At 35.6% G+C, this 26,036-nt stretch carries 19 protein-coding genes and 2 tRNA genes; 3 read left to right on the top strand and 18 right to left on the bottom strand.

Annotated elements, in window-relative coordinates:
* Positions 1-7: 7 nt before the first annotated feature.
* The 4 genes from I600_RS14510 to porV form a co-directional block, all read right to left on the bottom strand.
* Positions 8-1,645, bottom strand: coding sequence for a pyruvate dehydrogenase complex dihydrolipoamide acetyltransferase (locus tag I600_RS14510; RefSeq protein WP_058105273.1), 1,638 nt, complete (start codon positions 1,643-1,645; stop codon positions 8-10).
* Positions 1,646-1,649: 4 nt separating this feature from the next.
* Positions 1,650-2,648: a pyruvate dehydrogenase (acetyl-transferring) E1 component subunit alpha gene (pdhA, locus tag I600_RS14505; RefSeq protein ID WP_058105272.1), complete on the bottom strand. Its 999-nt coding sequence runs from the start codon at positions 2,646-2,648 to the stop codon at positions 1,650-1,652.
* 177 nt (positions 2,649-2,825) lie between these two features.
* Positions 2,826-3,311 (bottom strand): cytidine deaminase, encoded by a 486-nt coding sequence (gene cdd / locus I600_RS14500; RefSeq protein WP_058105360.1) that lies wholly within the window; start codon positions 3,309-3,311, stop codon positions 2,826-2,828.
* Between the two features lie 107 nt (positions 3,312-3,418).
* Positions 3,419-4,567 carry a type IX secretion system outer membrane channel protein PorV gene (porV, locus tag I600_RS14495; RefSeq protein ID WP_058105271.1) on the bottom strand — a complete coding sequence of 383 codons (1,149 nt, stop codon included), beginning with the start codon at positions 4,565-4,567 and terminating at the stop codon, positions 3,419-3,421.
* 442 nt (positions 4,568-5,009) lie between these two features.
* Here porV and gldJ point away from each other — a divergent pair, with 442 nt between their 5' ends.
* Positions 5,010-6,680 (top strand): gliding motility lipoprotein GldJ, encoded by a 1,671-nt coding sequence (gene gldJ, locus I600_RS14490; protein ID WP_058105270.1) that lies wholly within the window; start codon positions 5,010-5,012, stop codon positions 6,678-6,680.
* Positions 6,681-6,741: 61 nt separating this feature from the next.
* Positions 6,742-8,019, top strand: a complete 1,278-nt coding sequence (locus I600_RS14485; RefSeq protein ID WP_058105269.1) for a UDP-N-acetylmuramoyl-tripeptide--D-alanyl-D-alanine ligase — start codon at positions 6,742-6,744, stop codon at positions 8,017-8,019.
* Here I600_RS14485 and I600_RS14480 read toward each other — a convergent pair.
* From I600_RS14480 to nhaD, 14 genes are all read right to left on the bottom strand, one after another.
* Positions 8,020-8,094 (bottom strand) — tRNA-Val (locus I600_RS14480).
* A gap of 91 nt (positions 8,095-8,185) precedes the next feature.
* Positions 8,186-9,448: an Nramp family divalent metal transporter gene (locus I600_RS14475; protein ID WP_058105268.1), complete on the bottom strand. Its 1,263-nt coding sequence runs from the start codon at positions 9,446-9,448 to the stop codon at positions 8,186-8,188.
* Between the two features lie 89 nt (positions 9,449-9,537).
* On the bottom strand, positions 9,538-10,239 hold the full coding sequence (locus I600_RS14470) for a FadR/GntR family transcriptional regulator (protein ID WP_058105267.1): 702 nt from the start codon (positions 10,237-10,239) through the stop codon (positions 9,538-9,540).
* Positions 10,240-10,427: 188 nt separating this feature from the next.
* Positions 10,428-11,399: a polysaccharide lyase family 7 protein gene (locus I600_RS14465; RefSeq protein ID WP_245188896.1), complete on the bottom strand. Its 972-nt coding sequence runs from the start codon at positions 11,397-11,399 to the stop codon at positions 10,428-10,430.
* Positions 11,400-11,408: 9 nt separating this feature from the next.
* Positions 11,409-12,284 carry a polysaccharide lyase family 7 protein gene (locus tag I600_RS14460; RefSeq protein WP_245188895.1) on the bottom strand — a complete coding sequence of 292 codons (876 nt, stop codon included), beginning with the start codon at positions 12,282-12,284 and terminating at the stop codon, positions 11,409-11,411.
* Between the two features lie 50 nt (positions 12,285-12,334).
* On the bottom strand, positions 12,335-14,203 hold the full coding sequence (locus tag I600_RS14455; protein ID WP_245188894.1) for a PKD domain-containing protein: 1,869 nt from the start codon (positions 14,201-14,203) through the stop codon (positions 12,335-12,337).
* Between the two features lie 55 nt (positions 14,204-14,258).
* Positions 14,259-15,707 carry a RagB/SusD family nutrient uptake outer membrane protein gene (locus tag I600_RS14450; protein ID WP_058105264.1) on the bottom strand — a complete coding sequence of 483 codons (1,449 nt, stop codon included), beginning with the start codon at positions 15,705-15,707 and terminating at the stop codon, positions 14,259-14,261.
* A gap of 19 nt (positions 15,708-15,726) precedes the next feature.
* Positions 15,727-18,831: a SusC/RagA family TonB-linked outer membrane protein gene (locus tag I600_RS14445; protein ID WP_058105263.1), complete on the bottom strand. Its 3,105-nt coding sequence runs from the start codon at positions 18,829-18,831 to the stop codon at positions 15,727-15,729.
* Between the two features lie 870 nt (positions 18,832-19,701).
* Positions 19,702-19,776, bottom strand: a tRNA-Val gene (locus I600_RS14440).
* Between the two features lie 62 nt (positions 19,777-19,838).
* Entirely contained in the window at positions 19,839-21,053 is a 1,215-nt protein-coding gene (locus I600_RS14435) for a bifunctional folylpolyglutamate synthase/dihydrofolate synthase (protein ID WP_058105262.1), read from the bottom strand.
* Positions 21,050-21,988 (bottom strand): hypothetical protein, encoded by a 939-nt coding sequence (locus tag I600_RS14430; protein WP_058105261.1) that lies wholly within the window; start codon positions 21,986-21,988, stop codon positions 21,050-21,052. Before I600_RS14430 ends, I600_RS14435 begins: the two co-directional genes overlap by 4 nt.
* The gene (locus I600_RS14425; RefSeq protein ID WP_027068115.1) at positions 21,989-22,375 is read right to left on the bottom strand and encodes an ExbD/TolR family protein; all 387 of its coding nucleotides are present in this window, start codon (positions 22,373-22,375) and stop codon (positions 21,989-21,991) included.
* A 9-nt stretch (positions 22,376-22,384) separates the two neighbouring features.
* Entirely contained in the window at positions 22,385-23,074 is a 690-nt protein-coding gene (locus tag I600_RS14420; protein ID WP_058105260.1) for a MotA/TolQ/ExbB proton channel family protein, read from the bottom strand.
* A 52-nt stretch (positions 23,075-23,126) separates the two neighbouring features.
* Complete coding sequence (gene nhaD, locus I600_RS14415; RefSeq protein WP_058105259.1) at positions 23,127-24,497, bottom strand: sodium:proton antiporter NhaD; 1,371 nt, start codon at positions 24,495-24,497, stop codon at positions 23,127-23,129.
* A gap of 338 nt (positions 24,498-24,835) precedes the next feature.
* On the opposite strand from nhaD, the gene I600_RS14410 reads away from it, so the two are divergent.
* On the top strand, positions 24,836-25,975 hold the full coding sequence (locus I600_RS14410; protein ID WP_058105258.1) for an acyl-CoA dehydrogenase: 1,140 nt from the start codon (positions 24,836-24,838) through the stop codon (positions 25,973-25,975).
* The last annotated feature ends 61 nt before the right edge of the window (positions 25,976-26,036 follow it).

The raw sequence follows: 26,036 nt of genomic DNA, 5'->3' as shown, positions 1-26,036 counted from the left end.
TAATTATCTATGCCAACATAGTAACCGGGTTTTCCACAAAGTACTTCAAAGTCTGTAAAAACTGAGCACCAACTGCACCATCAACCGTTCTATGATCGCAAGCTAGTGTCAACTTCATTGTATTACCTACCACTATTGCTCCATTTTTCACTATTGGCTTTTCAACTATAGCACCTACGGATAAAATAGCTGAATTTGGCTGATTGATAATACTTGTAAATTCAAGAATACCGAACATACCTAGATTAGAAACCGTAAATGTACTTCCTTCCATTTCAGAAGGTGCAATTTTCTTATTTCTAGCCTTACCAGCTAAATCCTTCACAGCACTACCTATTTGAGTTAAGCCCAACAAATCGGCATGCTTTACTACTGGTACAACCAAACCTTCATCAACAGCTACAGCAACACCCATATGTATATGCTTATGATACTTTGTAGTATCTCCGTTCCATGACGTGTTTACTTGAGGATGCTTTTTCAGCGCCATTGCACAGGCTTTCAAAACCATATCATTAAATGACACTTTAGTATCAGGTAGACTATTGATCTGCGCCCTTGATGCCTTAGCGTTATCCATATCAACCTCAATCGTAAGATAGAAGTGAGGAGCGTTGAATTTTGAATTACCTAATGCCTTAGCTATAGCCTTACGCATGTTAGAATTCTTAACCTCTTCAGTTCCTTCCTCTCCTGAAGGCAATGCCATTGATACAGGTTGTGATGAAATTGCATTTTCAGCTTTAGCTCCGGCAGTAGCCGCTGGAGCGGCAGATGTACTTGGAGTATAATTCTCCACATCTTTCTTTATTATTCTACCATTATCTCCTGATCCGGAAACATTTGACAAATCAATTCCTTTATCAGCAGCTATCTTTTTAGCTAATGGAGATGCAAAAATCCGAGCTCCGTCCGATGCAGGTTTAACCTCATCTTTCTTCTCTGATGCACCTGAAGATTTCTCCTCTTTTTTATCTTGAGCAGGAGCACTTTTTTTGCTTCCACCGGTTTTACTATTTAATACAGCGTCAACATCTGTGCCTTCAGGTCCAATTATTGCCAAAACAGCATCTACCGGTGAAGATTCACCTTCTTGTATTCCTATATACAATAACTTACCATTATAGAAAGACTCAAATTCCATTGTAGCCTTATCCGTTTCTATTTCAGCAAGAATATCACCTTCTTCAACATCATCACCAACTTTCTTCAACCAGCTAGCAACGGTACCCTCTTCCATGGTATCACTCAATCGAGGCATTTTAACAATCTCAACCCCTTCTGGAATTTCAGCACCTCCTGAAGTTTCTTCATCACTTGAAGAAGCCTCATCAGATGACGACTCCTCACTTGATGATTCTTCAGAGGACTCACCTCCTCCACTTACCAAGGAAGAAATATCTTCACCTTCATCCCCAATAATTGCTAAAAGGCTATCTACCGGAGCTGTATCTCCTTCTTGAATACCGATATGCAAAAGAGTACCTTCATTGAAGGACTCGAATTCCATTGTTGCCTTATCAGTTTCAATTTCGGCTAATATATCTCCTTCCTCTATTTTATCTCCAACGCTTTTTAACCACTTTGCAACGGTACCTTCTTCCATGGTATCGCTCAAACGGGGCATATTTACTACTACTGCCATTTAATTATATTTTATGTTGAACAAATGGAAAATCCTCTTGTTCGTAAACCATATCATATAATTGGTTTACTGGTGGATAATCTGATTCTTCCGCGAACTTCTCACATTCCTTAACCAAAGATTTCACTTTTCTGTCAATATCCTTAATTTCAGCGTCGGTCGCATATTTATTTTCTTTGATAATATCCAACACCTGAGTAATTGGATCTATTTTTTTATACTCTTCAACCTCATCTTTGGTTCTGTAATGTTGTGCATCTGACATAGAATGACCTCTATATCTATATGTTTTCATTTCAAGAAAAGTTGGTCCACCACCACTACGTGCTCTTTCGATCGCCTTACTCATTTCTTGCGCAACCGTAACCGGGTTCATACCATCAACAGGTCCACAAGGCATTTCATAACCTAAACCTAATTTCCAAATTTCGGTAGAGAACGATGTTCTTGCCACTGAAGTACCCATAGCGTAGCCATTATTTTCACAAATAAAAACAACGGGTAATTGCCATAACATTGCTAAATTAAAAGTTTCATGTAACGAACCTTGTCTTACAGCACCATCACCCATATAACAAAGGGTTACGTTATCTCTTCCAGCGTACTTATCACCAAAAGCCATACCTGCACCTAATGGAATTTGACCCCCAACGATACCATGCCCACCATGAAAACGATGTTCTTTTGAAAAAATATGCATAGAACCACCCATACCTTTTGAAGTACCGGTCACTTTACCATATAGCTCTGCCATAACTTTTTTAGGGTCAACACCCATACCAATTGGCTGAACATGGTTTCTATACGCAGTTATCATTCGGTCTTTGGTTAAATCCATTGCATGTAGTGCACCAGCCAAAACTGCCTCTTGCCCATTATACAAATGCAAAAACCCTCTTACCTTCTGCTGAATGTATACAGCAGCCAATTTATCCTCAAATTTCCTCCAAAACAGCATGTCTTCATACCATTTCAAATACGTTTCCTTGGTGATTTTTTCCATCAATTTTAACTAAAGGTTTAAATTTCTTTATTGATAACAGAGGCAGTACAACCTAGGTATCCAAGAACAGCAAAAATACACATATAAATGAATCGATAAAAATTAAAGAAGCAAATCCATTAAGAAATTACAAGCTTAACAAATAAAGCTTATAACGTGTATATTTATAATGTCATTTTAATTGAGAAATGTACTATTGAACCCTAACGGCAACAAATCTGCCAAAGAACTACATTCAATAACACTACCTGTCTCACCCATCATCAGTATTTTAATAGGTTCGCCCTGTTTAAATTCGTATTCAGATATTGCTTGCCTACAATTACCACATGGGGCTGCCGGTTCATTAACTTCATGATTTAAAGATGCCGCAGTAATGGCGATCGCTTTAATTTTTACACCAGGATAATTGGCCCCTGCATAAAATATAGCCACCCTTTCCGCACATAAACCTGATGGATAAGAAGCATTTTCTTGATTGTTACCTTCAACAATCTCCCCATTATCCAATAAAATAGAAGCACCTACATTAAAACTAGAGTATGGTGCATAAGCCCGTTGTCTTGCCTGTATAGCTGCGGTCATTAAACTTTGGTCTTCAGCCTTTAATTCATGAAATGAATCATATATGGTGATATCAAAGCTTATCTTCTTCTGGTTGATCATATTTTTTATTTATCAATCTACATATATTAATTGTACCTGAGAGAATGTCGCATAAAAAAACCTGCAAATTAGCAGGTTTTTTCTATTATTAAACTTTTTGAACTTTAATCATTATAATACTCTTCCCCTAAATTAAACGTAAGAGAAAAACGTAGTGTGTTTTCTAGTGGATTACGCACCTGAGACGTTGAAAACAAATAAGAGAGATCTACCTGAGCAGCCTTAAACTTGAACCCTGCACCTAAGGTAAAGAACTTTCTAGATCCTTTTTCCTCACTCTCGTTGAAGTAACCTGTTCTAATCATAAAGGCATCCTGATAAACATATTCAGCACCTAATGCCCAAGTAAACTCCTTTAGCTCTTCACCAAAACCATCTGGCGCATCTGTAAAAGAATTAAATATTCCACTGAATCCACTTTCATTTTGATAGATATCGTTATCTGCCGCATCAACATCACCATCACCATCGAAATCTTGAGGTGTTGGCACCAACAATTTAGTAAACTCCGTTGTAATACCTATTACGTTATCTTGATCTAAAATGAAATCAAAACCACCACCAAGACTCAATTTACTTGGCAAGAAGTTTTCCTGTCCACCTTCATCATATTGAATTTTACCACCAATATTAGAAAGGTTGAAGCCACCTCTCCATCTACCATCAAAATTATTATAGGCTATTTCTCTAGACCTAAAGTAACCGGCTACATCTACCGCAAATGAACCTGCGGCTTGTGAATCTTCACTACCGTTCTGTGGTAATTTCAAATTAGACCTTATATATCGCCCACCAACTGCCATTGAAAAAGTAGGACTTAACTTTAATGAGTATGACCCATCCAATGCCAACTCATTTGGTTTTGCAATAGTACCTGGATCATTGGCAAACTGTCTTAACTCAATTTCACCTAAAGTAAAATATCGCAAACTGACCGCAAATGCACTTTGCTCGTTAATTTTATTATAAAAACTCGCATTTAGCAAAGAGATATCAGTGATAATACTTTCCAAATATGGTGTATAACTCACACCAATGCCCATCTTACGCTCAGCAAATGCAAATTTAGCAGGATTCCATTGTTGAGAAAAAGCATCTGTAGATGTTGCCACACCCATATCACCCATACCAGCAGACCTAGCATCTGCCGCTATTGTTAGAAATGGCACCGCCGTTGTAATTACACGTTGGTCGTCTTGGGCAAATATTTTACCGATAATCAATACAAAGAAAACAAATGAAATTTTTCTCATCTTAGAATTGTTCTTTTATAATTTTCAAAGTTGAAATATAGCGTTTACTGTAATTTCAACTCTAATATTTTACATGTAAACGCACATTTTCCCGTTATCTTGCATGAATATTAAGTTTTTTATAAGATTTTATTTTTTGACCTGTATATAAGAGTCATTGCTTTTTTCCGAATTTAGATTACAAGCCTTATTATCACATTCTAAAAGTTTTATCCCGGACCATACTATTTGGTTGATTTAACCGTTTAACCTTTAAAGAAGGCCCAATTTTACCAACGGTTATTTTTTAGATTTTCAAAATTATTTTTAATTATAAAATAATCTTATAAAAACACCGTTCTATTGAGCGAAAGTGACAAACAAATTAAAAGAAATTACAGTATCATATTGAAATAGGAACCAAACTACTATTTAATATGACAATTGAACTCAAGTCCTAATTATGAAAAAACATTTAGTAAAAGTTGTACTCTCGTGCACGGTTATAGTAGGAGGCTTAACAGCTAGTAGCTGTTCAAAATCTTCATCTTCTTCTAAAAACACCTCTAGAGCTACAGGTTGGAAAATAAATGCCAAGGAAGGTGGTTTTCAATATAATACCGATTTTAAAGAGCAAGAAACCGCTCCTGGATTAGTATTCGTTGAAGGTGGAACGTTTACCAAAGGTAAGGTTCAAGATGACGTAATGCATGATTGGAACAATACTCCGACTTCACAACATGTACAGTCTTTTTATATGGACGAGACAGAGGTAACCAACGTAATGTATTTGGAATACCTTGATTATTTAAAAAGCGTATATCCACCAGAAAACCCTAAATACACTAACATTTACGTAGGTGCATTGCCAGATACATTGGTATGGAGAAACAGATTAGGTTTTAATGAAACCATGACCAATAATTACTTGAGACACCCTGCATATGCAGAATACCCTGTAGTTGGCGTAAACTGGATCCAAGCAACACAATTTGCCGAATGGAGAACAGATCGTGTAAACGAAGTTATGCTAGAAAGAGAAGGTTACTTATCTGAAGACGCCAAATATCAAGCAGCTACAGGTGAAGTACAAGGCACTTTCAGTACTGAGGCATATTTAAATAGACCTGAATCTGTATATAATGGACAAATTGATTCATTACAAGGTAAAAAGAAAAAGGATAGCGTTTCAACTTTTGCCAAGAGAAGCAGCGGTATCATTATGCCCGAATATAGATTACCAACTGAAACTGAATGGGAATATGCAGCGCAAGCACAGGTTGGACAAAGAGAATATAACAATTACAGAGGTAGAAAAAAATATCCTTGGGAAGGCGATTACACCAGAAACGGACAACGTGTAGGTCGTGGTGATCAATTAGCCAACTTTAAGCAAGCAAAGGGTGATTACGGCGGAATTGCAGGTTGGTCCGATGACGGAGCAGATATTACTGCCGAAGTAATGTCTTACAAGCCTAACGATTTAGGTTTATACGATATGGCCGGTAACGTTGCCGAGTGGGTAGCGGATGTATATAGACCAATAGTTGATGATGAGGTAAGTGATTTTAACTACTACAGAGGTAATATTTACATGAAAACAGCCATTGGCGAAGATGGTAAAGTAAATATTTTAAGAGATTCAATCGTCTACGATACATTACCTAACGGAAAAGTAGTAGCCGTAAATTTACCGGGAGAAATTAAAATGGTTCCCGTAGATGAAGAAGAAACATACTTAAGAACTAATTTCTCATCAAGTGACAACAGAGGATATAGAGATGGAGATCCAGGTTCTTCTAGATTCTATGATAGATTCAACGATGGAGACGAAGAGGATTCCAAGAAAAAAATGTACAACTCTCCTAAGCATTCAGTTGAAAGAGATTCTTTAGGTAATCTTATAAAAGGTTATGATTCATCTAACAACAGAACTACTTTGATCAATGATGAAGTAAGAGTTTACAAAGGTGGATCTTGGAGAGATAGAGCATACTGGTTAGACCCTGCACAAAGAAGATATTTACCACAATATATGGCTACGGACTATATAGGATTTAGATGTGCAATGTCTAGAGTTGGCTCTAAATCAAAAACAAAAAACAAAACAGTTAGAGGTAAAAAAGCAAAATAATTTTTATCTAACGTATTAAAAAAGCCCTTTTCTTAAAGGGCTTTTTTTTATCTTCGATTTTATGAAAATTCACGACTTACACGCTATCTTTTTAGCAAACCCTTCTATTAGTACAGACACTCGAAAGATTAAGGAAAATGATATTTTCTTTGCTCTGAAAGGAGAGAATTTCAACGGCAATACTTATACACAAAAGGCTCTTGATTGCGGAGCCAGTTATGTGGTGATTGATGAAGAAAAATATGTTGTAAACAACAAAACAATTCTAGTTGATAATGTTCTTAAAACATTGCAGGACCTAGCAAACTACCATAGAAAAAAGTGTAAAGCACAGGTAATTAGTTTAACCGGCAGTAATGGAAAAACAACTACAAAAGAATTAATAAACGCTGTTTTAAGCACTTCATACAGAACGATAGCCACTAAAGGTAATCTAAACAACCATATTGGAGTGCCATTAACACTACTGACCATTAAACCAGATACAGAAATTGCTATAGTTGAAATGGGTGCCAACCACCTTAATGAAATTGAATTTCTTTGTAAAATTGCCGAACCTGATTTTGGTTATATAACCAACTTTGGAAAAGCACATTTAGAAGGTTTTGGTGGCGTAGAAGGAGTTATAAAAGGGAAAAGTGAACTATATGATTATTTAATTAGCAGTAACAAGTCCGTATTTCTAAATGCAGACGACCCCATCCAATTAGAAAAACTAGAAGGTTTCACCAAGAAATATGGCTTCAGCACTACGCAAGCAAAGTATTTCAATATTGAACTTATAAAAGCACAACCATTTGTAAACCTAAAGGTAGAAGATGTTGAAATAAACAGTAACCTTATTGGCACATATAATTTCACTAACTGTTGCGCTGCGATCATTATTGGCAAATATTTTAATATAGAACTACCCAAAATAAAATATGCTATTGAAAAATATATACCAGATAACAACAGGTCACAAATTATAAACACCAAGGGGCACTATATTATTTTAGATGCTTATAATGCCAATCCCTCAAGTATGAAAGTGGCACTTGAAAATTTCCATACATTAGAAAAGCCGAATAAAATTTTAATTTTGGGAGATATGTTCGAGTTAGGAAATTCATCCCATGAAGAACATCAATCAATTGTTGATTTAACAAAAAGATTAAACTTTGAAAAAGTAATTTTTGTAGGCGAGAATTTTTATCAAACTACTACAAATTCATTGAAATTGAAATCATTTGCTGATTTAAACGCTTATCTAAAAACAAATTCAATTTCACCTAAATCTACACTACTTATAAAAGGCTCTAGAGGCATGGCACTGGAAAGAGTCTTAGACAACATATAGTGGGATATACTGGATTCGAACCGGTGACCTCTGCCCTGTCAAGGCAGCGCTCTAAACCAACTGAGCTAATATCCCATATAATTTGAATAATAGGGGATAAAGATACATCTATACCATTTTATAATAAAATGTTGGAAAGCATTTAAATTAATTGACCGCTATTATTTTAAAAATAACCAAGCAACGCCACTATACCATTATAGGAAATTACACAAGAGAAGAATAAGGCAGCAAAAAGACCAATGTTTAGCAACAAACCTGCCTTATATTGCGCCATAAGTTTTTTGCTATTAATCAGCAAAATAATTCCCAGGATAACCAATGGCAATACAAAAACATTAAATACTTGAGAAAGTATTTGCATTTCTATAGGGTTTGCTCCGTATACCGGCACTATTAAAGCGAACAAACAAGCTATTGCGGTAATGACTCTAAATTGTTTTGAATTTGTATCCAACTCCCCAGATTGATAATCTGCCAATAATATTGGCGCTATCAATAAACATGGAAATATTGAAGATAGCCCTGCACTTAAAGTTCCAAAGAAGAATAATGTTAATGCAAATTTACCAGCAACGGGCTCAAGCGTATTTACCATGTCCAATACTTTGGTTACCGGCTGCCCTTGATGAAAAAGAGCTCCACAAGCCACTGCCATAACGGAGGCACTAATAAAGAAAACCAATGAAGCCGCTATTATTGCATCTTTTTTTTGTTGATTTCTATTTTTAATGGTCCATCCTTTTCCTTTTACAAATAATGGCCTTGACAAGAATGTGGCCGCAGCCATTGTTGTACCAACAAATGCAGCCACCATCATTTGACCACCTTCAACTTTTGGAATTGTTGGCACCAAACCTTTTACCACTTCCAATGGTAATGGATATACCATAAATAAAGAAATGATGAAAGAAAGCCCCATTATTGTAACGAAAATTACAAGAATTTTCTCAAAAAAAGCGTATTTACCTACCAGCAATAAACCATAAAACACAATTATCACGGCAATGGCTATTGCTAGAACTGTCTCATATTTGGCATTGACCAATCCTGGAGAATAAATAAGAAAGATTTCATAAATTATATTCGCAGAAATACCCAGAATACCCATTAGCGAATTCCATTGACCAAATGAGATACCTAAGATTATAAGAATTGCAATAAGTTTGCCCCACTTCAAATGCTTTTTAAAAGCAAACAATGCTGTTTCACCCGTTACCAATGCAAAATTTCCATAGGCATACATTAGCAAACCCGAAAAAACACAACTTAATAACAACACCCATAAAAGTTGCATTCCATAAGTACTCCCTGCCACGATCATAGAGGTAACACTTCCAGTACCAATGGTATAACCAATCGCAAAAATTCCTGGCCCAAAGGCTAAAACTAGAGCTAAAATCTTTTTCCAAATAGATGATTTAGGCATGTTTTTCTTTTAGTAGTTATTTTGACCTAATTCAAAATCAAAATTGGATTATTTATAAAAGTATTTCAATATGGGTATCAACCTCAACCCTAAATATTATAGCAGAATTGATAAAGATTCTTAAAATGTACTTTCATCTTCTCTTTGGCCAATTGAGGATTTTGCTCCTTGATGGCATCAAAAATATCTTGATGCTCCTGAATACCTCTGAACGCCATATTCTTATCGCAAACATGGTACTTTTCAAAATTGGTAAGAATTTCAGGTGTTATAATCAACATAAAAGTATTCATTGTACTATTACCACTAGCTTTGGCTATGGCTAAATGAAACAACAAATCTTCTTGAACTGCATCTTCTCCATTTTCAACTTTTTCCCTATAAGCATCCAAGGCATTTTTCATTAGCTCCAAATCATCATCAGTTCTTCTTCTAGCTGCCAGACGCACAGTTTTAAGCTCTAACAAAATTCTAGTTTCTACCAATGATTTAAAATCGGGCTCATCTAACCTTAGAATGTCGTTAACCATTCCATTCATGGCCACTTGACCTATTTCAGCAACGAATGTACCGCTCTGAGGCTTAGAAACTAAGATTCCGTAAAATTCCAGTTTCTGAATCGCTTCACGAACACTACTTCTACTTACACCAAATTTCTCTGACAATGTTCTTTCTGAAGGTAATTTATCACCTGGCTCTAGATTTTTATTATTCATTAAATCTCTGAGCTGTAATATTATCTCATTCTGTATTTCATTGCTCTCATTCCTTGTGAGGATTTCTAATTTCATTTATAACTTGCTTTAAGAGAAAATCGTTAGTAATTCTTAGTCATTATTAATTTGCAAAATTAATATACAATGAACAACTACTAGTTTAATTTAAAATTTACTGGCCTAAAACAGGCCAGTAAATTCATTTCAACAAATCTAACTCAAACAACTTTCTTTGTTATACTAGGTATATTTTTCTTTTAAGATTAATGCACAACCTCTAATTCATAATATTTTACGTACGCAAATGCATTGTTTTCTATGGTCTGTAAATAATTACCAGCTTTAAAATAGTTTTCAAATACACCCCATTTTTCAATATGAATGTCGTTATAGACAACAGATTCAGAATCATTCAATACAATTTCCATTCTTCCTTCTGAAACTACAACTTCTAAAGTAAACTTATCATTACCTACAACTTCTGAAAATGTATGACTTTCATTATCCTCCCAAGCATCAGTATGTAGTATTTCCTCGTCAGTGGCATTAACATCCTTAAGCTTTTTAGTAAGCACCCTAACCCTTTCTTTCTGCCAATATATCTTCAACATCGGCGGTGCATTATTATCATTCTCGCCTATTAAATCTCTTTGCTCATTAGTTAATCTACCATGAATTTGCATAACCAATGTTCTATGAAAATCTCCGCCATCATCTACAGATATTTCAGGCACAGACAATGTACCTTTCATACGTCCGCCCTGTGCAAAAGTCCAATTTGTACTATTACTACCCGGAACTATTTGCTCTCTCAACTCCGTTCTTGAATAAGAAGAGTTTGCTGTTGATGATCCAGGTGATGTATAAAAAACCAAAGCGCCATCTGTAGAATCATTATACATGAACGGCAATAACCTTTCATCAGTAGCATAATCTATTATTTCTGGTGGATTTACCTCATCTGGACTACCAATAGGCAATGTCACCTTCCAATTTTCCAAATCAATATTAGGCAAAAAATAGTCCACTCCTTCTACTTTCACTTCCTCTATTTCTTCTTCAACTTCTTGTTCATCCTCAATAATCTCTTCCTCTTCAATTACCTCTTGCTCTACTTCACTTTCAATTTCATCTGAAGAACTATCACAACTCAAAAAACAAAGTGACAACCAAGACATGAAAAGACAGCTAATTGCAAAATGCTTCGTAATCACTAGACTATTCCTTAATTTCATTTATACATATTAATGTTTTACTTCTAAATCATAGAAGCTAACTTTAGCAAAAGAACCTTCATCTCTACTTTGAAAGTAATTACCTGCTTTAAAATAGTTCTCAAATACTCCCCAACGCTTCATATTAAAATCATCATAAACAGCAAACTCAGTATTATTCAATGAAACTACCATTTTACCATCTGTTACTTTTACTTCAATTTGAAACTTTCCAAAGCCTACCTCTTGTTCAAAATTAAATCCTTCATCATCTGTCCAAGCTTCTTCATGTAATATTCCAACTGAATTAACATCAGCAAATTTTAGCTTTTTCGTCTTTACCCTTATTTTGCCGTTCTGCCAATAAATTTTCAAAACTGGTGGGGCATTATTATCTTTTTGCCCTATTAGTTCTTTTTGCTCATTGGTTAACCTACCATGAATCTGTAAAATGATAACCTTGTGGTACTTTCCATTTTTATCTCTTGACACTTCATCGACCGAAAGTTTTGCCTTTAAGCTTCCTCCTTTTTTAAACGTCCAGTTTACATTGTCATCACCGGGCACCATTTGTTCTCTAAGTTCTGACCTAGAATACTTGGTGTTTGCCGTAGTAGCCGAAGTAGGATATGCATAAAATGTTAACGCCCCTTTAGTGGAATCATTAAACATATATGGTTTTAAGATATCATTATTTGCATAGTCCAGAATTTCTGGAGGTTCAACACTAATAGCACCTCCCTTGCCAGAACCCTCTGGAATTGTAACCTTCCAATGTGATAAATCTATGTCTGGAAGTTTGGTTTTTTTCCTTTTCTTTTTTTTACTACGTTTCTCCGTTTTTGTTTCTGACTCTGTGAGGTCACCCCCCATAGTTTGGGAGGTAGCCTCTACAGAGAGAAACATTAATGATAATATCAAAAGATGTGATATCCTATACATTAGAATCAAATAAATTATGGTGCTTCATAAACCTTAATATTATCAACCCATGCATCTGCAGTGGTCAAAGAATACATCCAAATAGTCACCTGTCCACTTGCATTAGAAGTAAATGTATCGGTACCCATTGTAAAGTTACCCTTACCATTAGCAACATCAACTACAGCTCTTCCTAAAGGACCCGCTCCTGTTGAACTAGCAAAGGCAGCAGCGCCATCGCCATCAAACCAACCATCTAATATCTCTACATAAACAGCGTCACCACTATTTGTAATAGCTGCGCTAAACTCTATCGTATATTCTTTATTAGGTTCTACGGTAATTTCTTGATATGCAGCTCTAGAAGAAGATGTTCTTGACAAACTTTCAAGTGGCCCTACCATTGTAGTACTACTTGTATACTTTGCACCAGGTGTTTTAGAACCTGTATCCGCTCCCGTATAGTCAAATGAATCTCCGTCTGAACTTGTATTAAAGGCATTTGAATTACTGCCATCAAAACTAGATGGCTTCCAACTAGAAGAACCATCAGAGAAATCACCGTTTACAACCTCAACAATAAAACCATCTGAAATCGTTATCTGTTCCGTTGCTTCGGAAGTATTTCCTGTTTGACTATATGCTGTTAAAGTAACTACATATATACCATCTTCTTCATAAGTGTGAGTAGGATTCATACCCGTAAATTGGTAACCATCTCCAAACTCCCATAAAAGCATTACCGCATCCACAGATTCATCGGTAAACGAATATGTTCTATAATCATCTGCATCTACTTCGAAAGAAAAGGCTGCTGATACCGGTGCCAAAATGGTAATGTTTTTAGTCAACTCCGTTGATAAACCAGAATCATTGGTAGCATTTAATGTCACAACATAATCTGCAGCAGTTTCATATACATGTGTAGGAGACTCATCTGTTGAAGTATTACCATCTCCAAAATCCCACTCGTAAGTAGAAGCGTTAACAGAAGAGTTCGTAAAAGTATACTCTAAGAAGTTTGTTTCGCTCTGTGCTATATCAAATCCTGCAGATGGTGGTACAGCTCCTGGTATTCCAACTTCTATTGTAAAATCATCAAGTCTAGCCTCAACTTCTCCGTTTGTAAAGTAAATTGCAACAGTATTATTTATTCCTGAGTTGAACGAAAGTTTTTGCTGTACATAAACATCTGGTTCAGAATCGTCCGTTACGGTTACAGATGCTATAATTGCATCATTTGCCTCTTCTTTATTTGCAAAAGGTCCATTCTCCGTAACACCCAATACAGCAACAGTTAATGAAGGATCAGAAGATCCACTTAACATAGTATACCAAAAACTTAAATCATAATTAGTATCTGGCTCTACAGTAATTTCCTGATAACCTACACGATCACCTGCCGGTACCGGTAATTTTGCTCCTTGATCCCCAAAAGTAACCGGACTACCTGTAATTTGTATTACACCACCCAAATCACTATTTCTCCAAGAATCTCGACCGTCTCCCCCTCCTTCTGGCAAGGTATCATCTTCAAAGCCAGCTTCAAGAATAATAGGTTGAAAGGGTCCTTCTACAACCATTACCTCTATAGTAGTAGAACCAGTAACACCATTACCGTCTATTGCGGTTAACGTTACAGGATATGTACCTTCACCGTCAAAAGTAAATGTTGGATCCTGCTCCGTTGAAGTGTTTCCATTACCAAAATCCCATTCAAAAACAGTAGCTTCTGTAGCTAGGTTGGTAAAATTGATGATCCTAAAATCATCTGAGGAAGCTGCATAAGAAAAATTAGCCGCTGGAAATACCGTGTCTACCTTTGAATTAGTATCTGGTAAATCATCCCTAAAAAGTTCATCATTTACACAACTAGCTACCATGCCAGCCGAAACTATAGCCATAAGCAATAGTTTTGTCTTACTAAATATATTTACTTTCTGTCTCATAGTTTTTATATTAATATCCTGGATTTTGTGTTAATAAACCACCACTAATATTTATTTCCCTTGCAGGAATTGGCAGCAATAAAGCTCTAGAAGAAAAAACGTATCCCATTTCCTCAGCATGTGCACTCAATACTTGATCAGCTACACCGAACCTAAGTAAATCGAACCAACGTTGGTTTTCAAATGCCAATTCAACACGTCTTTCTCTTAAAAGTTCTGTTTTTGAAACACTTGAAACAGTGTTTGGAGCTGTATCAGGAAAAGCTCTATCCCTGATTTTTTGAAAAGATTCCAAAGCGCCAATATCAGTTGTACTAGTACCATCACCTATTGCCGCTTCTACATGCATTAATAATACATCAGCATATCTCAATGCTATATAATCGTTACCTGCATCTCTTGCACTTAAACCATAATCTGGCGGTGTTACACTAAGATCTGTACCTTCAGGTAGAAATTTTGCAACTTCTGAAGTTGTATTGAATGTTACATAAGAAACCTCTGTTCTGTTACCTCCATAGGCAACGAAATCAGCTACTAAATTATCATTCACAATATTCTGCCCATCTTCTCTTCCTTGACGGAAAGTTGAAGTGAATTCTGATGAAAAACTTTGACTCTCCGCACTGTTACCAGCTACATATTGTACCGCAAAAATAATTTCATCGTTCAACTCGTCATAAAAAACATCTGAATAGTTACTTTCCAAAGAAAAATTACCACTATTGATTATTGCTTCACAAAGTTGACTAGCACCAGAATAATTTTTGTTTGGCTGAGTCATATAAACTTTAGCCAGAATACCTTGTGCCGCCGCTTTAGAAGCTCTTGCCTTAGCTGAATTATCCAAAACGTTCACAGCTTCTTGTAAATCCTCAACTATTTGAGCATAAATCTGTGCTTCAGGAATTCGGGTAAACAAAGCTTCATTATCAGTTGGACCAACAACTTCTGTTACCAAAGGAACGTCACTATACAACCTAACTAAGTTAAAATATGCATAAGCTCTTAGAAATTTTGCCTCGGCAGCATATTTAGCTTGATTTTCCACATCTGCAACATCTATAAAGGTTAAAATATTATTTGCCCTAAATATTACCTCATACATAGATTGATAGTAATCTTCAGATTCTACGTTATTGGCATTTACCACATATCTGTGAAAATCTGATTTAGACCCTTCTAATGTGGCGTTACGAGTGTTATCAGTTCTATGCTCTGTTAATAAGTGCTCAAACTGAACCCCTCTATTGGCATCTCCAATATTTGTGGTCGTATTTTCATTTACACCTTGTAATGCATCATAAATGCCTATTACACCGGCTAAAACATCTGCATCTGATTGAAAGAATGACTCAACCGCAACTGCCGTTTCTGGCAAAGGGTTCAAAAAATCATCACTACAGGAATGGAATATCACCCCTGTGATCATAAAGACTATATATTTTATATGTTTCATAATAAGTATCTTTTAAAAATTAAAAATCAATGTTAAGACCCAATGTCAATGTTCTAAATATTGGCGTACCAGCTCTTTGAGAACCATAAGCCCTTGGGTTAGAACCATCTACATGCTCAGGGTTAAAACCATGATAGTCATCTGCAGTGATATACACTAAATTCTGAGCAGTTGCATAAACTCTTAGACCTCCAATACCAATTTTAGATGTTACATCGTCAGGGAAATTGTATCCAAGATTTATATTTCTTAAAGAAAAATAATCTGCATTTGCTATAACTTCACTGGTCAATACCTTTTCTTGAATAAAAGATGTATGTGGTACTAAACCGTCAGCAACTGCTTGCGCCTCTCCTCCACTACGTGTTCTATTACCAAACCAGTTATAGAAATATTGATCACCAATATTATTCACTTGAGCACCTAAGCTACCTTGTACCATGAATGAGAAGTCAAAATTCCCCATCTGAAACTCATTAGTAAAACTGTACACTAAATCTGGGTATGGATCACCTAAAATGGTTTTATCTTCTTCTGTAATGATACCGTCACCATTTAAATCCTTAACGATCGTATCATCTGCCTGACCGTTAATTCTATTCCAAGGATTATCTACATAAGTAGTTCTAAACTGTGTATCATCGTATAAATCCGTATCAACAACATACCCCCAGAAAGATGATATTGGCTCGCCAATTCTGTTTATCCATTGAGAGTTTCTACCATAATCATCTTCTATTAAAGCATTGTTAGAATCTCCAAAACTCAACAATTCGTTTTGGTTAGTAGAAGCAATCAATGTAGAGTTCCATCTAAATTTCTCTCCAACAATATTCTTGGTTCTTATTTCAACTTCTACACCTTTATTTTCAACCTCTCCTAAGTTTACTATACCACTTGTAAAACCAGTAATGTAAGAAACAGGGTTTTCCAATAATAGTTCATCACTTGTTCTCTTATAGTAATCCACAGAACCAGATATTCTATTATTCAGGAATCCGAAATCAACACCAAAAGTCATTTCTTCTGAAGCTTCCCATTGTAATAAGGCATTGGCAATGTTTCTTGGCGATACACCAGGAGTTATACTACCATCTGTTATCGCATTAGAATTTTGAAGTAATGCTAAATAAGGATAAAGGTTTACATTATCATCACCAACATTGAAATTTTCAGCTCCTGTTAAACCATAACTAGCTCTAAATTTTAAGTTATTGACTATATCACTGTTCAATAAGAAGTTTTCTTTAGCAACGTTCCATCCCAAAGACACAGCTGGGAAATTACCGTATTTAGAATCTACACCAAATACAGAACTACCATCTCGTCTAAAAGACGCATTAACCAAATACTTATCTTTATAGGCATAATTAACTCTAGCAAAATAACCTACTTTTTTAAGCTCTGTATTAATTTCAGTAGGGTTATCAATTAAAGTAGCACCTTGGAAATTTTTCAACAAGTCATTAGAAAATCCACCTCCGGTCATTATACTTTCTTCAGATTTTCTTTGTTGAATGGTCATACCCGCCAACAAGTTTAAATCATGATCACCGCCAAAGTTTGTAGAATAATTTAAAGTGTTATCATTAATTAACCTTGTTCTAGATCTATTAGCTAAATAGTATGCCGCTCTACTGTTACCAGAAGCGTGGTGCAATGTTCCGTCATATCTTGTACGTTTTCTATGCTCTAAAGTAACACCTAAAGAAGTTTTAGCGGTTAAACCGTCTAACAACTCATAACTTAAATATGTAGATCCAAATAATTTAGTATTAAATTCATAATGTTCTCTTTCTACATATTGTGCAAAAGGGTTAGAATCACCAGAAGTACGTGGACGTTCTGTATTGCCATCATTATCCAAATCTAAATTAACCAAGTGATTTTCATAAAAATAATCACCAACTCCTACATTAGGATAAACATCTCTATCTATAAATTGTAATGATTCTTCAGTATGGTATATTGGCAACCATGGCGATTGTCTAGTTGGATTATGAATTGAAGTAGGTAATCTTCTTTGCGAAGTATATGAAGGTGTAGCTCTTAACCCAAACTTTACCTTTTCACCTAATTTTGTATCTAACTTTATATTTCCTGTATATAATTTATAATCATCAGTAATTACAACACCTTCATCATGCAATGCTCTTAATGATGCACTAAACTTAGTATCTTCAGTACCACCACGTGCAGAAAAAGAATGACTGGTTACAGTTCCACCGTCGAAAAACACATCTTGCCAATCTCTATCTACACCAGTTGTAGCCACTAACAATTGTGCGTATAAAGTTTCACCAGATAGTGTTCCGGTAGCAGCTTGTTCTATCTTAGCCCATTCAGCAACACTCTTTTTGTAGTCATCACTACCATGTGCATCTTTGAAACCCGTATAGGTTTGATAGCTAAACTTTGTTTTACCAGCCTTACCGCTTTTTGTAGTAATCAAAATTACACCGTTAGAACCTTCACTACCATAAATTGCAGCTGAAGCAGCATCTTTAAGCACTTCAAAAGACTCAACATCATTCATATCTATGTTAGCAAGAAACTCCGAACTCACTACAATACCATCAACAACCAATGCCGGTCCAGAATCTGCAGTTACAGACCCCACACCCCTAATAGTAATGGTAGGTGCACCACCGGCCTCAGCATTAGTGGCCTGAATATTAACACCGGAAACTTGTCCGATCAAGGCATCATCCACCCTTGAAACCGCAATTTGGTCTAAGGTCTCATTAGTTACTTTAGAAATTGAACCTGTTAATGTTGATTTCTTTTGCGTACCGTAACCAACAACGACAACTTCATCTAACTGACTAGCATCTTCCTGAAGGGTTACATTTACTGTTTTTTGAGAGACAATTGCTACTGTTTGCGTAGCATACCCTATATAAGAGAATTGCAATAAATCACCACTTGTAACCTGTATGGTAAAATTACCGTCAAAATCACTTTGGGTACCTCTAGTTGTATTTGCCACAACAATATTAGCACCTGGAATCGGTACATTGTTAGCATCTGTCACAGTACCTGATAAACTATAGGAGTCCTGTGCAAACAATTGAATGTTGACCAGCAACATTGCAACCATAAAAACTTTTAATTTAAAATTCATTTGTGTTATATTAAGTTAGTTCTATTGAATTGGGCCAAGCCCTCTTTTTGATCTACTTAAAATGCGATATTAGCCACCGCATCATAATCATTAATTTACTATAACACACATTTCACATAAGAATCAAGGATAATTCTTATTTTTACATAAAATGTGTAAATAGCAATACTTACATGTTTGTTACTTCCCTATCGATTTGGAGTAATTTTTTTCATAAAAAGGATGGGCGAGCACCCGTCCTTTTTTTATGCTTTTTTCTATAGTCTCATTTCACTTTTTTTTAATTAATAAGATGATTATTAGTTTTCATTTAATTGGTTTACCAAATTGGTTCGTCAAACTGGTTTACCAAATATATGTTATTATCTTGTTAAAAAAAATTACTTTGAAAATTTATCGACCTATTTTTTGTCACTAACCACTAATTTTCATTAATAAATTACGTAATCAATAAAATTATTAGGAATATTTATCAAAATGACATTAGCCCTAAAATAGTAGTCTTTATGGGCAATTGAGGTACATGTTGAACATTTTTTAATATGAATAACCTAGCTATTAAGATAAAACAGAGCGTGAATTTCAATATTTAAAAAATTTAACATTTATCTGTTAAGATATTCATATTTATAAAGGCCAAAAATGCCAAATTGACAAGCATGAATATAAAACACCTTCTTAACAGTACCTTATGTTCAAAAGAATTAAAAATGATGATTAAGTAAAAATGATGGAAAATAAAAAGTATCTAGAAGATCACTAAGATCACCTTATTAGCGTACTTCATTTTTTCTGTTTAAATACAGGAATAAAAACCTAAATTCTAAAAACGAAAAAAGGCTTTCATTTTCATGAAAGCCTTTTACTATGTGGGCCCTACTGGATTCGAACCAGTGACCCCCTGCTTGTAAGGCAGGTGCTCTGAACCAACTGAGCTAAGAGCCCTTGTTAAGGGTGTGCAAATATATAATACTTTTACAATTCTCAAAAGAAAAATCAATAAAAAATTAAAGAACTTCTGCTACAACAAAGTTACTACCGCCCACATAAATTAAATCAGATTTTTTAGCCTGTTTTTTCGCTGTTTTAAATGCCTTATTCACAGACTTATATATCTCACCCTTGAAATTCAGGTCATAAAATTGGCTTGCTAAAATATTTTCATCCAAGCCCCTAAAAATTTTTGGTTTGCAGAAATAATAAACCGCATTTTTAGGAAATAGAGGTAAAATATCAGTAATATTCTTATCCTTTACTACACCAATAACAATATGTAGGGTATCAAACTCTTGGTTTTTTAATTGTTCCAATATATAAGATAGTCCATCTTTATTATGAGCAGTATCACAAATAACAGTAGGTTGATCACCAATTTTCTGCCAGCGTCCCATTAGGCCCGTATTTTTGACCACATTCTTGAAACCATGAACTTTATCCTCTTCACGAATCTCAAAACCTTTTAACAGGTTCAATGTTCCCAAAACACCTTTAATATTTCGTTTCTGATAAGACCCTAGAAGACCTATTTCGTAATCTCTATTGTAATTACCACTATCTGCAAATAAAATCTTAGAATTCATTTTATTCGCTACTTTCTTGAAAATAGGAGCGGTTTCCTCATTAAACTCACTAATTACAACAGGAGTATTGGGTTTTATAATTCCTGCTTTTTCCCTAGCTATTTCAGGTATAGTATCTCCAAGAATATCGGTATGATCCAGACCTATATTTGTAATTAAACTCACTTCTGGATGAATTATATTAGTAGAATCCAAACGCCCTCCTAAGCCAACTTCAATAATGGCAATATCCACACTTTCCTTATCAAAATATGAGAATGCCATACCAACGGTCATTTCAAAGAATGAAAGTTTATGCTGTTCAAAAAAAGAAGAATTGTTCTCAATGAAATCAACTACCCAATCTTTATTGATTTTTTTACCGTTGATTCGAATACGCTCTCTAAAATCTTTTAAATGAGGTGAAGTATACAACCCTACCTTATAGCCTGCCTCCTGCAAAACCGAAGCCAATAAGTGACTACTGGAACCTTTACCGTTGGTACCTGCTACATGAATACTTTTAAAATTAGTATGAGGATTTTCTAAATGGGACGCAAACAAGGTTATACCATCTAGTTTTGAATTAAAGGCTACTTTACCCTTATTCTGATACATTGGAAGTTGAGCAAACATCCAATCCAAAGTCTCTTTATAGGTCACTCTCCCAGCTTGAAATTAACTACAACAAAACCAGTTTGTTTACTAGGTGCATTACTATCTAAGTTCCATTTGTGCATAAAAGCGGTTTTTCTAGCTGGTTCCAGCAAACATGGATCATTATTGGTCGTACCCTTTACTCCTGGTTCCGCACTGATAACTTTTCCATTGCGATCTACAGTAATTCTCACCACAACTCTACCAGATTGGTTACATTCTTGTGCAACTTTTCCTTTATTCACTAAAGACCTACCATTTAGTCCATATCCACCTGTTCCGCTTCCACTGCCCGGACCTCCATAATAGCTAGTTGCGTAGGGATCTCCGTCCGGTTGACCTTTATCTCCAGCCCTATCATCATCTCCTTCACTTCCAGTAGCCGTTCCATCAGACTTATTAAGACCACCCATCATCTCGTCCAATGCTTTTTTCTTTGCCTCCTGCTCTTTCCGTGCGCGCTCTTCAGCTTCTTTCTTCTGCTGTGCAATTCTGGCAGCCTCCGCTTTTTTCTTATTCTCCGCTGCTTCTGCTTTCCGTTTAGCGTCAGCCGCGGCTTCATCCACCTTTCTTTTGGCTTCTTTGGCTTGATTTATTTTAACAGCTTCCTCATTTTCCTGTGTTAACAACTTTTCTGCAGGTGACTCTTTCTCCGCCGAAACTTCTTCCACTTCTTCAACAGGATTCTCAATTGCCTCTGCAACCTCTTGCTTTGTAGGCTCTACAGGAGGAGTATCCACAGGCTCAGATTGAATTTTTTCTTTAGGCTGAATTCTTCCGCTACCAAACTGAGTAGTACCAAAGTTGACAGATATTCCGTTTTCCTCAGGTGGGTCCATATATGTTAGACCTATATAAAATAAAACCAATAATAATGCACTTAGCAACAACGTTGTAAGTGTCAGTGATTTCTTTTTATGTTTAGTATCTAAAAATGCCATTTAATTTGGGCGAACCGCCAAAATTACCTTGTAATTATTTCTATTGGCAATATCCATTACGTTTACCGCCTCTTTAATTGCTACGCTTTCTTCGGCTCTAAGTATAATTGTAGGGCTATCCTGCCCTGCAAGCGCCTTTTTCAATTCTATTTCAATATATTCTCCATTAATTCTTTCGTCATTAACAAAATATTGAAGATTCTTGTCTATGCTTACAGAAACATTTTGCGTATTGGTAGACTTTCCTTTTGCTTTAGGCAATAATAAGTCTAAGGCATTAGGAGAATTCGCCGTTAGCATAAAAAACACCAATAACAAGAATACAATATCTGTCATTGAAGACATGCTAAAGTCTGGACTGACCTTATTTCTTCCTTTTAATTTCATAATAAAAAATTAAAGAGGTTCGTTTAATAAGTCTAAAAATTCAACGGCATTAGCCTCCATTTTATGCACCACTTTATCGGTTCTATTCACCAAATGGTTGTAACCAACATAGGCTATAATACCGACAATTAATCCAGCTACGGTTGTTGTCATCGCTGTATAAATACCAGACGCCAATGAACCCATCTCCGCTTGACCACCACTACTTGCCATCTCATGAAAAGCAAGAATCATACCAATAACGGTACCCAAAAATCCGATCATGGGAGCCGCACCGGCAACAGTAGCCAATATACTTACGTTCTTTTCTAATTTATACACCTCTAAGGTACCGGCATTTTCTATAGCGGTATTGATATCATCTAATGGCTTGCCAATACGGGAAACACCTTTTTCAGTTAACCTTGCAACAGGCGAATCTGTCTGTGCACATAAAATTTTAGCTGCATCTAATTTACCTGATGTAACGTAATCACGAATTTGATTCATGAAATTCTTATCTATTTTTGAAGCCGCATTTACTGCAAGTAAACGTTCAAAATAGATATACAGAGCCACCCCTAACATTATGAACAATACGGTAATTATTATTACACTTCCCGTTCCTCCGTTAAATATTAAATCGATAACCGATAGAGTTTTCTCTTCAGATAATAATTCTTCGCTCGCATCTTGAGCCAAATCCTGAAATAATAACATAGTATTCTTTATATATTGAATTTGCCTTTATAACGATGAATTGCGAATTAAATTATCCGTGTAGAACAAAATCTCTCAATAATATAAATACGATCGCACCACTAACAAAACCGATTAAAGCCAACCAGGCAATTTTTTTCAGATACCAGAAAAAATCAATCTTTTCCATACCCATAGCTACAACACCTGCCGCAGAACCAATTATCAACATACTTCCACCTGTACCGGCCGAATAAGCTATAAAATGCCATAACGGACTATCTAACGGCTCACTGAACATACCCATACTTGCAGCAACTAAGGGAACGTTGTCAATTACCGCAGAACCTACACCAAATAACATAACTACGATATCGGTATTAGGAATTGCCTCGTTCAATGCACCTGCAGCATTAAATAAAATCCCTAAAGACTCCATTGCCGCTACTGCCAATAAAATACCCAAGAAGAATAATATACTAGGTAATTCTATTTTGGATAGCGAATGGTGAACAGGACTATGGTGCCCTGCATTATCGTCATCTTCTCCTTCAACACTAGAAATGTTGAATTTTTTGTTACTGTAAATCTCAGCAAAAGTTGCCACAACCGCCAAAGACAACATCATACCAACGTAAGGAGGAAGGTGTGTTACTGTCTTAAATATTGGAACGAACAAAATGGCACCTAAACCTAAGTACAACATTGTACCTCCATATTTAGATTTTGAAATCTCACCATCTAGATCACCATCTATTAAACCTTTAAAAATCTTAAATCTTCCAGCTATTAAAACAGGAACTAGCATACACACCAATGAAGGCAATAATACATGTATTACCAATTGACCTGCACTTACCTTGTTTGCGATCCACAACATGGTCGTTGTAACATCTCCAATAGGAGACCAGGCACCACCGGCATTAGCAGTAATCACGATCATACCCGCAAACCATAATTTTGTTTCGCGATCCTTTATTACTTTTTGCAAAATTGTGATCAAAACAATAGTTGCGGTAAGGTTATCTATAATAGCAGATAAAATAAATGCCAATATTGAGAACAACCACAATAGCTTACTTTTCTTTTTAGTTTTTATAAAACCTTTAATGGTAGCAAAACCATCAAAATAATCAATGATTTCAACAATGGTCATTGCCCCTAACAAGAAGAACAGAATCTCTGCAGTCTTTCCAAGGTGATGCAAAAGAGATTCTTCCATAATATGCATTTTATCCAAATGCCCTAAATCAGAGAAACCAGAAACCAAACCTTGCTGAACAGAATCGAACCAGTTTTCATAGCCATCAATTCCAAGTGCTATCAAAGCCCACAGAATAGCCATCATGGCCAATGCAGGAATAAGTTTATCTATTTTAAGATTGTGCTCTAATGTGATGGCAAGATATCCTGCCAAAAAAACAATAATAATTATGGTTTCCATGTTCGTTGGTTTTTTTAATATCTATTGATAAGGTGTCAAATATAGGTTCTAAATACAAAAAAATAAATCATCCAAATATATTCAAAATAGTCTGTGAATTCCTAATGATTTCACAATAATACCGAAGATATCTGACATCCAAATACTTAAATCAAAGTATTATCAAATAATACGCATGTACGGCATCACTATTTTAACGCTTAACAAAATGTTAAATATCATCTTTCAATCCTAACCTAGCAATTTGGTTTTCAAAAATCAAACATTACACATCTCTAAAGTTTAATATTTAACTTCTATATCTTTATCTTTGAGAAGATAACTTTTATACATATTAGATGGATTTTTCATTAAATGAAGAACAAAAACTTATACAGCAAGCGGCACGAGATTTCGCACAAACTGAACTTTTAGCAGAGGTAATTGAAAGAGACGATGCTCAAAGATTTCCGAAAGAGGAAATTAAAAAATTAGGTGAACTTGGGTTTCTAGGTATGATGGTAGACCCTAAATATGGTGGTAGCGGACTGGACACCTTATCATACGTATTGGCAATGGAAGAAATTTCCAAAATAGACGCTTCTACCTCAGTAGTAATGTCAGTAAACAACTCGTTGGTTTGTTGGGGACTTGAAAAATTTGGCACCGAAGAACAAAAAGAAAAATATCTTACCAAATTATCCACAGGAGAACAAATAGGCGCTTTTTGTCTTTCCGAGCCTGAGGCCGGTAGCGATGCCACCTCACAAAAAACAACCGCAATTGACATGGGAGACCATTATATTGTTAATGGCACCAAAAACTGGATTACAAATGGTAATACTGCCAGTACCTATTTAGTTATTGCACAAACCGATAAGGACAAAAAACACAGAGGTATAAATGCCTTGATCATAGAAAAAGGCACCCCTGGTTTTGAAATAGGACCCAAAGAAAACAAATTAGGCATTAGAGGTAGCGACACACATTCCTTAATATTTAATGATGTAAAGGTGCCCAAAGAAAATAGAATTGGAGAAGATGGTTTTGGCTTCAAATTCGCAATGAAAACCCTTGCAGGTGGCCGCATAGGAATTGCCGCCCAAGCGCTCGGTATTGCAGCTGGGGCATATGAACTAGCCTTAAAATACTCTAAAGAACGTAAAGCATTTGGTACCGAGATAAGCAATCACCAAGCCATAGCATTTAAACTAGCAGATATGCATACCGAAATTCAGGCAGCAAGATTATTGGTTTATCAATCCGCTTTAGATAAAGATAATGGAAAGGATTATGATTTGTCTGGTGCCATGGCAAAGCTATACGCTTCTAAAGTTGCCATGGAAACTACAGTTGAAGCTGTGCAAATTCACGGTGGTAACGGTTTTGTTAAAGATTACCATGTAGAGCGTTTAATGAGAGATGCTAAGATTACGCAGATTTACGAAGGAACTTCTGAAATACAAAAAATTGTAATTTCCAGAAGTATTCTAAAATAAAAAACAACATTTTTAAACATTACCCCCTTTTTAAAGAGGGGGTAATGTTTCACAAATAAGA

Origin of the sequence: Maribacter dokdonensis DSW-8 (genome assembly GCF_001447995.1) — a bacterium.
Taxonomy (GTDB): Bacteria; Bacteroidota; Bacteroidia; order Flavobacteriales; family Flavobacteriaceae; genus Maribacter; species Maribacter dokdonensis.
Note: the sequence above shows the minus strand (reverse complement) of the source record. Positions and strands in the feature narration are given on the sequence as shown.